Annotated in this window: 10 protein-coding genes; 3 read left to right on the top strand and 7 right to left on the bottom strand. The window is 74.1% G+C overall.

What is annotated here, in order from left to right:
• Window positions 1-30: 30 nt before the first annotated feature.
• Window positions 31-2,601 (bottom strand): sensor histidine kinase, encoded by a 2,571-nt coding sequence (locus BSZ37_RS18630; RefSeq protein ID WP_095511996.1) that lies wholly within the window; start codon window positions 2,599-2,601, stop codon window positions 31-33.
• Between the two features lie 70 nt (window positions 2,602-2,671).
• Between BSZ37_RS18630 and BSZ37_RS18625 the strand changes: the two genes are divergently transcribed.
• Window positions 2,672-3,139: a YDG/SRA domain-containing protein gene (locus BSZ37_RS18625; protein ID WP_179299758.1), complete on the top strand. Its 468-nt coding sequence runs from the start codon at window positions 2,672-2,674 to the stop codon at window positions 3,137-3,139.
• 104 nt (window positions 3,140-3,243) lie between these two features.
• Entirely contained in the window at window positions 3,244-5,577 is a 2,334-nt protein-coding gene (locus BSZ37_RS18620; protein WP_095511994.1) for a transglycosylase SLT domain-containing protein, read from the top strand.
• 28 nt (window positions 5,578-5,605) lie between these two features.
• Here BSZ37_RS18620 and BSZ37_RS18615 read toward each other — a convergent pair whose 3' ends face one another.
• The 6 genes from BSZ37_RS18615 to BSZ37_RS18585 all read right to left on the bottom strand — a co-directional run bounded on the left by BSZ37_RS18615 (window position 5,606) and on the right by BSZ37_RS18585 (window position 10,641).
• Entirely contained in the window at window positions 5,606-7,075 is a 1,470-nt protein-coding gene (locus BSZ37_RS18615) for a deoxyribodipyrimidine photo-lyase (protein ID WP_095511993.1), read from the bottom strand.
• 91 nt (window positions 7,076-7,166) lie between these two features.
• Window positions 7,167-7,679 carry a peptide-methionine (R)-S-oxide reductase MsrB gene (gene msrB / locus BSZ37_RS18610; RefSeq protein WP_095511992.1) on the bottom strand — a complete coding sequence of 171 codons (513 nt, stop codon included), beginning with the start codon at window positions 7,677-7,679 and terminating at the stop codon, window positions 7,167-7,169.
• Window positions 7,680-7,753: 74 nt separating this feature from the next.
• Entirely contained in the window at window positions 7,754-8,302 is a 549-nt protein-coding gene (msrB, locus tag BSZ37_RS18605; protein WP_095511991.1) for a peptide-methionine (R)-S-oxide reductase MsrB, read from the bottom strand.
• A gap of 4 nt (window positions 8,303-8,306) precedes the next feature.
• On the bottom strand, window positions 8,307-8,972 hold the full coding sequence (gene msrA / locus BSZ37_RS18600; protein WP_095511990.1) for a peptide-methionine (S)-S-oxide reductase MsrA: 666 nt from the start codon (window positions 8,970-8,972) through the stop codon (window positions 8,307-8,309).
• Window positions 8,973-9,112: 140 nt separating this feature from the next.
• A complete protein-coding gene (locus tag BSZ37_RS21650; RefSeq protein WP_179299757.1) occupies window positions 9,113-9,880 on the bottom strand; it encodes a carboxypeptidase-like regulatory domain-containing protein in 768 nt (255 codons plus the stop codon).
• Window positions 9,877-10,641, bottom strand: coding sequence for a carboxypeptidase regulatory-like domain-containing protein (locus tag BSZ37_RS18585; RefSeq protein ID WP_095511988.1), 765 nt, complete (start codon window positions 10,639-10,641; stop codon window positions 9,877-9,879). Before BSZ37_RS18585 ends, BSZ37_RS21650 begins: the two co-directional genes overlap by 4 nt.
• A gap of 168 nt (window positions 10,642-10,809) precedes the next feature.
• On the opposite strand from BSZ37_RS18585, the gene der reads away from it, so the two are divergent.
• A complete protein-coding gene (gene der, locus BSZ37_RS18580; RefSeq protein ID WP_095511987.1) occupies window positions 10,810-12,126 on the top strand; it encodes a ribosome biogenesis GTPase Der in 1,317 nt (438 codons plus the stop codon).
• Window positions 12,127-12,128: the final 2 nt, after the last annotated feature.

Genomic DNA, 12,128 nt, shown 5'->3' with positions numbered 1-12,128 from the left:
GCCGAGGCGGGCAGGCTCAGGCGGGCAGGCTCAGGCGGGGAGCGTGATGACGAACGCCGTCCCCTCGCCCTCGGTGCTCTCAACGTCGAGCGAGCCACCGTGGCCCTGCTCCACGATGTCGTGGCTCATCGAGAGGCCGAGGCCGGTGCCCTTGCCGGCCGGCTTCGTCGTGTAGAACGGCTCGAACACGCGCCGCCGGACGTCCTCGGGGATGCCCGTCCCGTTGTCCTCGACGGTGATCTCGACGGTCGCGCCGGCCCGTCGCGTCGTGACGCGGACGGTCGGCTGGTACCCCGGGGCCTCGGCCTGGGCGCGGGCCGTGACGGCGTCGAACGCGTTCGTGACGAGGTTGAGGACGACCCGGCCGAGGTCTTGGGCGACGACGTCGACCTGGCCCACGTCGTCGCCGAGGTCAATCTGGAGGGCCGCGTCGAAGTCGGAGGTCTGGGCGCGGCGGCCGTGGTAGGCCAGGTTCGCGTGTTCGCCGACGAGCGCGTTGAGGTCGGCCGGCGCGCGCTCGCCCTGGCCGGCGCGCGCGTGCTGCATCATCCCGCGGACGATGGCGTCGGCGCGACGGCCGTGCTGCTCGATCCGCTGGGCGTTCTGGCGGAGGTCGTCGAGGATCTCGGCGACGAGGTCGGCGTCGGGCGCCTCGGCGTCGAGCTCGGCCGCCAACTCGGTCGCGAGGTCGCGCGAGAGCGAGGCGAAGTTGTTGACGAAGTTGAGCGGGTTCTTGATCTCGTGGGCGATCCCGGCCGTGAGCTGGCCCAGCGACGCCAGCTTCTCGGACTGGACGAGCCGTTCTTGGGCCGCACGGAGGTCGGCGAGGGCCGCCTCGACCTCGCGCGTCCGGGCGTCGAGCCGCTGGAAGTCGTCGTAGCGGGCGTAGGCCACCTCGAGCGCGTCGGCGAGGGCCTGCACGGCGGCGCCGTCGTCGGGTGGGAGCGCCGCGGCGCCGCCGACGAACAGGAGGCCCTGGGCGAACGGGGCGAAGTGGAGGGCGAGCGACTCCGAGGGGTCGGCGAAGGACCGGGCCGTCTCGGCGTCGAGCCCGTTCGACTCCAGGAACGCGACCCAGCTCTCGACCTCGTCGGGCGCCCAGGCCCCGGAGAGCACGCGCTCGTCCCGCCAGTGGGCCACGATGGTCTCGACGAACGGGTGCCCACCGAACGGGAGGTCGATCGCGGCCAGCGGCTCGCCGTCGGGCGTGGCGAGGTAAACGCGGAGCACCTCGGCTTCGGCGTCGACGATGAGCACGGCGCAGCGGAAGAACCGGACGCCGAGGGCCGTCAGCTCCTGCCACACGAGCGGCGTCACGCGGTCGAGGTCGTCGGTCGTCCGCATCGAGGCGATCTCGGCGCGGACGCGGTCGACGGACGCGCCGATCTCGGCTTCGCGGGCCCGCGCCTCCGCCTCGCGGAGCCCCTCCGCCCGCTCGATGGCGACCTGGAACGCGCCGACCAGCCGCTCCATCACCTCGACGGTGTCCTCGGAGAACGGCCGCGAGGAGAACGCCACGAGGACGCCGCTCGGGGCGGCAACGGCGTGGACGTACTCCCGCTCGCGCTCGGGATGGGCGTCGAGGAGGTCGGCCCGGATCTCACCGAGGCGGGCCCGGTAGGCCTCGAGCTCGTCGCCCTCGAGGATGTACGACAGGCTCCGCTGGCGGCGCCACGCCACCCAGAGGGCGTCGTAGAACGGGTGGCCCTCGATGGTCGTGACGTGGGCCGTCGTCGGGGCGTCCGGGGCGGCGGAGGACCAGTAGGTCGTCTCCCGGCTCTCGGCGTCGACGACGGCGAGGGTGGCGCGGCGGGCGGGGACGCCGAGCGCGGCGAGCCCGTCGAACACGGCCGCGGCGGCCCCGTCGAGGTCGTCGCTCCGGCGCATCGCGAGGGCCTGCGCGCGCACGCGCTCGGCGGCGGCGTCGATGCGGGAGGTCCGGGCCTCGGCCTCGGCGCGCTGGAGGTCCTGGTGGCGGGCGTAGGCCAGGCCGAACAGGACGGCGAACCGTTCCAGGACGCGGAGCGCGTCGTCGGTGGGCCGCTCCCAAAACAGGGCGAGGAGCGGGCCGCTCTGCCGGGCCCCGGCCGGGATGGCGACGACGTAGACTGTCGCGGCGCGCGGCGAGCGGGCGACGACGCGGTCGGCGTAGGTCGCGGGGTAGGGTGCGAGCGACGCGCGCAGGTAGGTCTCGAAGGCGGTCCGCCCGAGCGGCTCGACGACGGGCCCGTCGGCGCGGTCGGCGGCGAACGCGGCGGCGAGGACGGGGTGCCCCGTCGTGGCCGTCACGTGGTGCGACGCTCGTGGCGCGTCATCGGCGTCGACACCGGCGGTCCATACGGGGGCCTCGCCGCCGTCGGGCTGGCCGCTCAGGCCGATCTGGAGGACCGGCAGCCCGAGCTCGCGGAGCGCGTCGAACACGGCGACGGCCACGCCGAGCGTCTCGTCGCTGTGGTCGAGCGCGAGCGCCCGCGTCCAGACCCGGTCCAGCGCCGACTCGACGTCGCCGCCTCGGCGAGCCTCGGCGAGCTGGCGCTCGAGGTCGTCGGCGCGCGTCTGGAGCGCGTCGAGCGCGACCTCGACGGACGGGAACGTGGGCATGGGGTGGGGCGGGGAGCCCAGTCGGAACTCACCCCGTACGGCGTCGCCCCCCCTCAGGCTCCCCACACACGTGTTCGGCCCCGTCCCCGGCGTCCCCATCGGCACCCTGTTCGACGACCGCATCGCCCTGTCGGTCGCCGGCGTCCACCGGCCGCGCCGGGCCGGCATCTGCGGGCGCGCGACCGAAGGCGCCGAGTCGATCATCCTCAACTGCGCGTTCGTCGACGACGAAGACCGCGGGGCGACCGTCCTCTACACGGGCTCCGGCGCGCGGCATCCGCGGACGGGCCGCCAGATCGGCGACCAGTCGCTGACGCGGTCGAACCTCGCGCTGGCGGAGAGCGCCCGGCGGCGCCTCCCGGTCCGCCTGAGCCGCGGCGTCGGGCGCGGCGTGTGGCGCCCGCCCGAGGCCGGCTACCGCTACGACGGCCTCTACACGGTCGAGGACTATGTCGCGGACACGGGCGCCGACGGCTACCGGATCTGGCGCTTCCGGCTGGTGGCCGTGCCCGGCGCGTGGATCGGGGACCGCGGGTAGCCCCGCCTCGGCGCCGAGGCGGAGGAGTCCCGGGATCCCCTGAACCGGCGCCCTCCGAAGTCTCGCCGGTGCAACCGCCGAGCGGCGGGCGGCATTGGCAGCCCATGACCGACTCTCCCCGCTCCTTGTTCGCTCTCGGCCTCACGCTGGGCCTGCTCGTGGCCCTCGCCGCCGGGTGTCGCGCCGACGGGGCGGGCGCCGATGAGCCAGACGGCACCGGACCGGTCGCCGCTGACGTGACGTCCCTCAGCCCCGACGTCCTGGCGGAGGCCGCGGCGTTCCTCGACACGGACCGCCCCCAGCGTGCGGTCCGCCTCCTGCGGCCCTACACGGACGAGCCGGCCCGCCTCGCCCCCGAGGCGCGGCTCCTCGCCGCTCGCGCGGAGGCCGGCTCGGACGACTGGCCTCGCGTCCGCACGCTCCTCGACGGCGCCGCGGGGCTCGACTCGCTGGACGGTGGTCGGGGCCTCTACCTCCTCGCCCGTGCCGCCGACGACGCGGGCGACGCCGACGCGGCGCGCAGCGGCTATGACGCGTTTCTGGCCGCGTCGGACTCGTCTCAACTCGGTGTGGAACGCGGCGCCGCTCGTCTCCGCCGCGCGCTCGTCCTGGCCCGGACCGACCCCGAGGCGGGCGACCGCGCGCTCTCCGAGGTGGCCGATGTGTCGCCCGACTGGCTGGCCGTGTTGGAGGCCGAGGCGCTCGCTCAGGACGGCGACGTCGACCGGGTGGAGGCGGTCGTCGGGCGCGTCTCGGGCGGCACGCTCGGGCGTCGGGCGTGGGCCGCTCGGATCGAGGCCGCGCGCCGGTCGGGCGACCTCGAGGCGGCGCGACGGCTGGCCGACCAAGCTCGACGGCAGACGGGCAACGACGCCGCGCGCGCCGGCTTCACGGTGACGGCCGGTCGGCTCGCCGCCGAGGCGGGTGACGGCGACGCGGCGCGCGCGCTGTACCGTGAGGCCATCGGCATCGACCCCGCGAGCGCCGCCGCCCGCGAGGCCGCCGCGCGCCTCCGCGAGGGCGACCCGACGGCCGCCGAGTGGCTCGCCCTCGCCCGGACCGACCGCGCGCTCGGCCTCAACAGCGACGCCGCCGACGCCTTCCGCCAGTGGCTCGACGCCGACACCGGCACGCCCGAGCAGCAGGCCGACGTCCGCTACGAGGCCGCCGACGCGCTCTTCGACGCCCAGCGGTACGACGAGGTCGAGGCCATGCTCCAGCCGATCCGGGACCGGACGGACGCGCGCTCGCTCTGGGCCGGCACGCTCGGCCGGATGGGCCGCACCGACGAGGCCGCGGCGGTGTACCTCGAGCTCGCCGAGGCCAAGCCCGTCGCCAACCTCTACTTCGCCGCCGACGTGCTCCACCAGGGCGGCGACCTCGACCGCGCGCTCCCGCTCTACCAGCGCGTCGAGCAGGAGCACGCCGGGACGAGCTGGGCCGGCCTCGCGACGATGCGGCGCGCGGGCCAAGCGTTTCTGGACGAGGACTACGCCGAGGCCGCCCGGCTGTGGGACGGGTACCGGACGCGCCAGCCCCGCGGCGCCGACGCTCTCCGCTCCCTCTACTGGGCGGGCCGTGCGCTCGCCGAGGCGGGCGACGCCGAGGCCGCCGCCGAGCGGTTCCGCGGCGTCCTCCGCCAGGAGCGCGACTCGTACTACGCCCTCCTCGCCAGTGAGGCCCTCGGCGAGCCGTTCTGGCCGCTCCCCCTGAGCGCCTCGCCGCCCGACGACCCGGACGCCGCTGCGCGCGTGGCCGATGCGTTGCGCGGCGTCGACCTCCTGCGCGAGGCCGGCTTTCCCGACGCCGCGGAGGCCGAGCTGGACCGGGCGATCGCTCGGGCCGGCGGCGGGACGGCGACGCGCTACGCCCTCGCCGAGGCCCTCGTCGAGCGTGGGTACGGTCGTCGGGCGATCCTCATCGGGCAGAGCCTCGGCGGGGGGACGAACGCGCGGCGGCTCCGCATCCTCTACCCGTTCCCGTTCCGCCGCATGATCGCGGCCGAGGCCACGGCCCGCGGCATCGACCCGTTCGTGGCGGCGGCCCTCATCCGGCAGGAATCCCAATTCTCGGAGCGGGCCACGTCGTACGTCGGCGCGCGGGGGCTCATGCAGCTCATGCCGGCGACGGCGCGCACGCTCGCGGCGGAGGAGGGAATCGAACCGTGGGACCCCGAGCTGCTCTACCTCCCGGAGGTCAACGTCCACCTCGGGACGCGGTACGTCGGCCAGCAGGTCGCGGCCTACGACGGCGCGCTCCCGGCGGTCTTCGGCGCCTACAACGCCGGGCCGCACCAGGTCGACCAGTGGCGGACGTTCCCCGAGTTTGGCGACGACGCCCTCTTCACCGAGCGGATCCCGTTCCGCGAGACGCGCGACTACGTCAAGATCCTCACGCGCAACCGGGCGATCTACGAGGGCCTCTACGGCGCCGACTAGGTCCGCCTCGGCGCCGAGGCGGAGGGCGCTAGCGGTAGCGGTCGAAGGCCGGCGGCGGGTCGTCGGCGATGGCGGCGCGGAACGGGACGTCGCGGGCGGCCTGCGCGGCCAGCCACGCGGGCACGCCGTCGCGTTTCCGGAGCGCGGCGCTCGTTTTGCCCGCGACGGTCCCGTAGATCGGGCGTTCGTTCCACGGGCGCGCTTCTCCGAAGCCCGACCGGATCCCGCCGTACGTCGACGCGTCGCGGCCGTCGAGGCTGAAGCGGTCGTTCAAGTAGCACGCCGTGGCGAAGGCGTCTTCCGGCGTCGGGCGCCACGGGAGGAGCTGGGCGACCCAGTACATCCGGAGGTTGTTGTTCATCCACCCGTCGACCGTGAACGCCTTCTGCGCCGCGTTCCACGTCTCGTCGTCGGTCTCGCCGTGTGCCAGTTCGTCGAGCGAGTAGAGCGTCGGGCGCGGGTCGTCGGCGTGGGCGCGGAGGGTGGCCTTCGCCTTCGTCGGCAGCCCCTCGAAGCGCGACCAGCCCGCGACGTGCCGGCACTGGTGGTGGTAGAACTCGCGCCACGTCAGGAGCTCGTCCAGGAATTTGTAGCGGGCGGCGGGGTGGAGGTCGCCGTCGGCCTCGGCGTCGAGCGCGGCGCGGGCCACCTCGCGGGGCGAGAGCACGCCGAAGTGCATCCAGGGTGAGAGCCGTGTCGATCCGTCCGGGAGCGCCGGGTTGTTGCGGGTCCACGTGTAGCGGTCGAGGACGTGCTCGACGGCGTGCGCGAGCCGGTCGAGCGCGGCGCGCCGGCCGCCGTGCCACCCGTCGGGGGGCGGCACACTCATGTCGACGCCGCACCCGGCGATGAGCGCGTCGAGGCCCGCGGCGTCGAGGTCGCGGATCGCCTCGGAGTCGAGCGCGAGGTCGCCGTCGTAAGGCCCGAGGTCGGGGTCCCGGCGGAGGTCGGTGGAGAGGTGCTCGTCGCGGAGCGGCGTGTGGGCGGCCCGGAACGCCTTGGTCGAGCCGAGGTGGCCGTCGAACGCACGCTGGGGCACCGCGCAGCACGCGTCGACGGCGAGCACGGCCCGGTCGAGGCGGTCCGCCAGCCCGTCGGCGTACTCGCGCGTGACGAACGTCGGCACGTCGTCCACGACGACGGCCGCGGCGCGCTCGGCCAGCCGGGCCACGAGGTCCACCTCGGACTCGCCCTCGCGCCGGACCCACCGGACGAACCGGAGCCCGCGTTCCTCGACGCCGGTCTCTAGCTCCTGCGACGCCTCAAGGATGAACCGATGGAGCCGGTGCGAGGCGTACGGGTAGCGGTTCTCGAGCGCGTGGAGCACGACGACCGGCTTGCCCAACCGGTTGCCGAGGGCGATCGCCGCGTCGATCGCCGGGTTGTCCTCGGCCCGGAGCGCCTGCATCAGCCAGCACAGCACGTAGTCGGCGTCGCCGACGACGTCGTGGTCGGTCAGCCGGCGTGTCCGCTGGCGGAGGATCTCGAGGGGCGTCATGGGCGAAGGGCAGGTGCCCTCGGACAACCCGCCCGTCCTCGCGCGGATTCGGGCCGGGACCCTCTCCGGCCCGCCCTGACGGCGACGCGGCCTACCGGCCGAAGATGCCGGCGTAGCGGCCGTAGCCCTCGGCGCGGAGTCGGCCGGCCGGGACGAACCGGAGGGCCGCCCCGTTCATGCAGTACCGGAGGCCCGTCGGCTGGGGCCCGTCGCGGAAGACGTGGCCGAGGTGCGAGTCGGCCACGGCCGAGCGGACCTCGGTCCGGGCGACGCCCAGCGACCGGTCGACGTGCTCGGTCACGGCGCGCGGCGAGATTGGGCGGACGAAGCTTGGCCAACCCGTCCCCGAGTCGAACTTGTCCTTCGACGAGAACAGCGCCTCGCCGGAGACGACGTCGACGTAGATCCCGTCGCGGTGCTCGTCGTCGAGCGGGCTCGTGCCCGCGCGCTCCGTCGCGTCCTGTTGCGTGACGCGGTACTGGAGGTCGGTCAGCTGACGGCGGAGCTCGGCGTCCGACGGCTTCCGCCAGTCGGCGGGCGGCGGCTGGGCGGCGGCGCCGAGCGCGGCGAGCAGGAGGGCGAGGATCGGGAGGCGGCGGATCATGGGCACTGGATCGGGTGGGCCGGCCTCGGCCTTTCGACTCCGCTCGGGGAGCCGCCGAGGCGGGCGGGGGCGGGCTAGGCGTTCTCGTCGCTGGCGTTCTCGAACAGCGAGGCGTACTCGCCGTAGCCCTCGGCCTCGAGGTCCGCGACCGGGACGAACCGGAGGGCGGCCGAGTTGAGGCAGTACCGGAGGCCGGTCGGCTCGGGGCCGTCCTCGAACACGTGGCCGAGGTGGGAGTCGCTGGACGCCGAGCGGACCTCCGTCCGCGTCATGAACAGCGACTTGTCCTCCCGCGTCTCGATGGGGGCCCCGTCGAGCGGCTGCCAGAAGCTGGGCCAGCCCGTGCCCGACTTGTACTTCGTGGTCGAGGCGAAGAGCGGCGTCCCGTCGACGACGTCGACGTAGAGGCCGGACTCGGTGTTGTTCCAGTACGCGTTCGTGTAGGGCGGCTCGGTGCCGTCCTTCTGCGTGACGTAGTACTGCATGCGCGTGAGGCGCTCCTTGAGGGCGGCGTCGGACATGTCGACGGGGGCGGCCTCGGGGGCCGCGGCGGGGCGGAGGAACACGGCGCCGACCAGGACGAGGCCGGCGACGGCGAGGAGGGAGAGCGTGAGCGTCTTCATGGGCCTAGAGGGCGGGGCCGAGGTGGCCGGCGGCGTCGCCCCAGAGCTGCTCCAGGCGGGCGTCGCGCCGGCACCCCATGCGGTAGCGCTGGTAGTGGGCGGCGTTCGTCCGGTAGAAGTCCTGGTGGTAGTCCTCGGCCGCGTAGAACGGCGCGTCGTCGAGGACGGGGACCCGGATTGTCTCGCCGAACCGCTCCGCCAGCGCGGCCTTCGTCGTCTCGGCCGCGGCGCGTTCCTCGGGCGTGCCCGCGAAGATGGCCGGGCGGTACGGGCTGCCACGGTCGCAGAACTGGCCGCCGTCGTCGAGCGGATCGACGTTGTGCCAGTAGACCTGGAGGAGCGTGTCGTACGGGACGACGCTCGGGTCGAAGACGACCTCGACCGACTCGTAGTGGCCCGTCGTCTTGGTCGTGACCTGGTCGTAGGTCGGGTTGGGGACGGTTCCGCCGGCGAAGCCCGAGGTCACGGCGTAGACGCCGTCGAGTTCCTCGAACGGCTTCTCCATGCACCAGAAGCACCCGCCCGCGAAGACGACCGTGTCGGCCGCGGACGGCGCCGCGGTGCCGACGGTGGGGCCGGCGGGGGGGAGGGGCTCGGACGTGCCGCACCCGGCGGCGAGCGTCACGAGGACGACGGCGGGGAGGGCGAGGGCGAAGAGGAGGCGGCGCATGGCGGGGCGGCGTGGGCCCCTATGACGTGCCGAGAGCGCTCCGTATTCCCTCCTCTACAGAATGTTACCGGTCTGTGACCGGTCGGTCCGGGTCCGTCCTACGCCGGGGTGTCTCCGCCTCGGCGCCGAGGCGGGCGGGGCTACTGGGCGTCCGAGAGGCTGTTCGACGTCCACACGAGGATCACGCCGCAGCCCTCGCCCCGGCCGAGCTGGTTGTAGAACGTCGGGATCTGCGTCGGCCCGCGGTAGACCTCGATGGCCACGACGTCCTGCGCCGTGATCGCGTCGACGTCGTCGGTCAGGAACGGCGAGTACACGCCGTCGAGGTAGATCGCCATCTGGCACTCGGCGCCGCGGCGCGTGGCGACGGCCGACCGGCCGGGCACGTCGCCGGGCGCGCTCACGCGGTTCGTCACGATCCGGACGCCGAGGAGGCCCGTCAGCGCGTCGCCGAGGCGGATCGGCGCCTTCCGCTCGATCTCCTCGCGCGTGAGGACCCGCCCGAGCCCCAGGTCGAGCCGGTCGAAGAACCCGTCGGCGGCGAGGCGCGACCGGCTGAGGTCGCGGGCCTCGACCACGACCTCGTCGAGCCCGACGGCGCCCTCGTCGAGCTCGACGATCAGCCCCCACGGGCCCGGCGCGTCGAGGCGCGCCACCAGCGTCCGCGTCTCGTAGCCGAGGAACGAGACCTGGACCCGGTGGCGGCCCGGCGCGAGGTCGCGGAGGGTCGCCTCGCCCTCGGCGTTGGTCGAGGCGCCCCGGCCGCCGACGAGGACGGTCGCGCCCGCGATCGGCTCGCCCTCGGGCGTCTGGACACCGACGATGAAGTCCGAGCGGTAGTCCTCCTGGGCCGATGCGCCGACGGCGAGGCCGAGGAGGAGGAGAGGGAGCAGGCGGGAGCGGATCACGTGTCGGAGTCGGGGGCGATGCTGAGTTCGGTCCACGCCAGGACGACGCCGCAGCCGCTGCGCCGCCCACCGCCGGGCGTCCCGGCGAGGCGTCGGTAGCGGAGCGGGATCTGCGTGGCGCCGCGGTACACCTCGACGGCGACGAGGCCCTGGGCCGGGAACGCGTCGAGGCTCTCCGTCAAGATCGACGAGTAGACGCCGTCGAGGTAGACGTCCATCGTGCAGCCCGTCCGCCACGACGTGGCGACCGGGCCGAAGCGGCCGTCGCGGACGCGGACGCCGAGGACCCCACCGCGGAGGAGGTCGGCGAGGTGGAGCGGGCTCCGGTAGGCGATGTCCTCGGCGTCGAGGATCGTGCCGCCGCCGAGCGCCTGGCGCTCGAAGAACCCGTCGGCCACGAGGCGCGAGCGGCTGAGGTCCCGGCCCTCCACCACCACGTCATAGAGCAGCGTCGTCGTGTCGACCATCTCGACGATGAGGCCCCACGGGCCGGGGGCGTTGAGGACGGCGGCGAGCTCACGCGTCGGCCGGCCGATGAACGACACGCGGAGGGGGTAGCGGCCGGGCCGGACGTTCTCGAACGTGACCCGCCCGTCGGCGTCGGCCGCGCCGCCGCGGTCGCCGAGCATCACGGACGCGCCCGGGAGCGGCTCGCCGTCGGGGGACTGGACCTCGACCGTAAACGGAGCACGATCAGTGGACTGGGCCGACCCTCCGACGGCAGCGAGACAGGCAAGAAGGGCGAGAAGCGAACGGCGCATGGCGACGTGCGATGGAATGAGAGGGTAAATAGAGGTCGCGGCCCGCGTCCAGGGGGTAACGCCTGCCCCCACCTCGGCGCCGAGGCGGGGGGACTCGGCGCGAAGGGCTCGCGGAGGTCTTCCACGGGCGGTCTCCCTAGCTTGGGGGCTCTCGAACCCCCACCCCCGATGGCCCTCGTCGCGATCGTCGGCCGCCCCAACGTGGGCAAGTCGACCCTGTTCAACCGGCTCACCGAAGAGCGCCGCGCCATCGTCGACGACCAGCCCGGCGTCACGCGCGACCGCCTGTTCGGGACCGTCGAGTGGACCGGCCGGACGTTCGACCTCGTCGACACCGGCGGGCTCGTCCCTCGCTCCGCCGAGCGGTTCGACGCGGCCATCCGCGAGCAGGTCATGCTCACGCTCGAGGAGGCCGACGTCATCCTGTTCGTCGTCGACACGCTCACGGGCATCTCCGACCTCGACGCCGAGGTCGCCGGGCTCCTCCGCCGCGCCAAGCAGCCCGTGATCGTCGTCGCCAACAAGGCCGACAACACGGCGCGGGCGCTCGACGCGAGCGAGTTCTGGGGCCTCGGGTTCGAGCAGATGTTCCCCCTCAGCGCCGTCAACGGGACCGGGACGGGCGACTTCCTCGACGCCGTCGTCGCGGCGCTGCCGGAGGAGCCCGAGCGGGAGGAGGAGCCGGACGTCCCGCGGATCGCGTTCCTCGGCCGGCCCAACGTGGGCAAGTCGTCGTTGGCCAACAAGCTCCTCGGGCGGACGCGCTCCATCGTGACCGAGGTGGCCGGCACCACGCGCGACGCCGTCGACGCCCGCCTCCGCATCGGCGAGGGCGAAGACGCCCGCGAGGTCGTCCTCGTCGACACGGCCGGGCTCCGCAAGAAGGCCCGCGTGCGCGAGAACGTCGAGTTCTACTCGACGCTCCGGACCGAGCGCGCGCTCCAGTCGTGCGACGTGGCCGTGGTCCTCATCGACGGCGAGCGCGGGCTCGAGTCGCAGGACGCCCGCGTGCTCCGCGAGGCGGAGGCCATGAAGAAGGGGATGGTCATCGTCGTCAACAAGTGGGACCTCGTCGAGAAGGAGACGAACACGGCCCGCGACGTCGACCGGATGATCCGCGAGAAGATGGGGCTCATCGACTTCGTCCCCATCGTGTTCGCCTCGGCGCTGACGGGCCAGCGGGCCGAGAAGGTGCTGGAGGTCGCGCTGAAGGTGTTCGACGAGCGCCGGAAGCGGGTCCAGACGGCGAAGCTCAACGAGGTCGTCGAGGCCGCCGTCCGCCGCCAGCCGCCGCCGAGCCTCAACGGGCAGTACATCAAGATCAAGTACGCGAGCCAGGTCCGCGACGAGCCGCCAGTGTTCGCGTTCTTCTGCAACCAGCCGCAGGGCGTGAAGGAGAGCTACCGGCGGTACCTCGAGAACCGGCTCCGCGAGGCGTTCGGGTTCGAGGGCGTCCCGCTCACGCTGAGCTTCAAGCGGAAGTAGCC

Origin of the sequence: Rubrivirga marina (assembly GCF_002283365.1) — a bacterium.
Classification (GTDB): Bacteria; Bacteroidota; Rhodothermia; order Rhodothermales; family Rubricoccaceae; genus Rubrivirga; species Rubrivirga marina.
The sequence above is the reverse complement of the archived record's forward strand: the minus strand, read 5'-3'. Positions and strand labels throughout refer to the sequence as shown.

Excerpts from the sequence above, each read along its gene's own strand:
- BSZ37_RS18630 (WP_095511996.1), bottom strand. The coding sequence starts at position 2,601 with ATGCCCACGTTCCCGTCCGTCGAGGTCGCGCTCGACGCGCTCCAGACG.
- BSZ37_RS18620 (WP_095511994.1), top strand. The coding sequence starts at position 3,244 with ATGACCGACTCTCCCCGCTCCTTGTTCGCTCTCGGCCTCACGCTGGGC.
- BSZ37_RS18615 (WP_095511993.1), bottom strand. The coding sequence starts at position 7,075 with ATGACGCCCCTCGAGATCCTCCGCCAGCGGACACGCCGGCTGACCGAC.
- msrB (WP_095511992.1), bottom strand. The coding sequence starts at position 7,679 with ATGATCCGCCGCCTCCCGATCCTCGCCCTCCTGCTCGCCGCGCTCGGC.
- msrB (WP_095511991.1), bottom strand. The coding sequence starts at position 8,302 with ATGAAGACGCTCACGCTCTCCCTCCTCGCCGTCGCCGGCCTCGTCCTG.
- msrA (WP_095511990.1), bottom strand. The coding sequence starts at position 8,972 with ATGCGCCGCCTCCTCTTCGCCCTCGCCCTCCCCGCCGTCGTCCTCGTG.
- BSZ37_RS18585 (WP_095511988.1), bottom strand. The coding sequence starts at position 10,641 with ATGCGCCGTTCGCTTCTCGCCCTTCTTGCCTGTCTCGCTGCCGTCGGA.
- der (WP_095511987.1), top strand. The coding sequence starts at position 10,810 with ATGGCCCTCGTCGCGATCGTCGGCCGCCCCAACGTGGGCAAGTCGACC.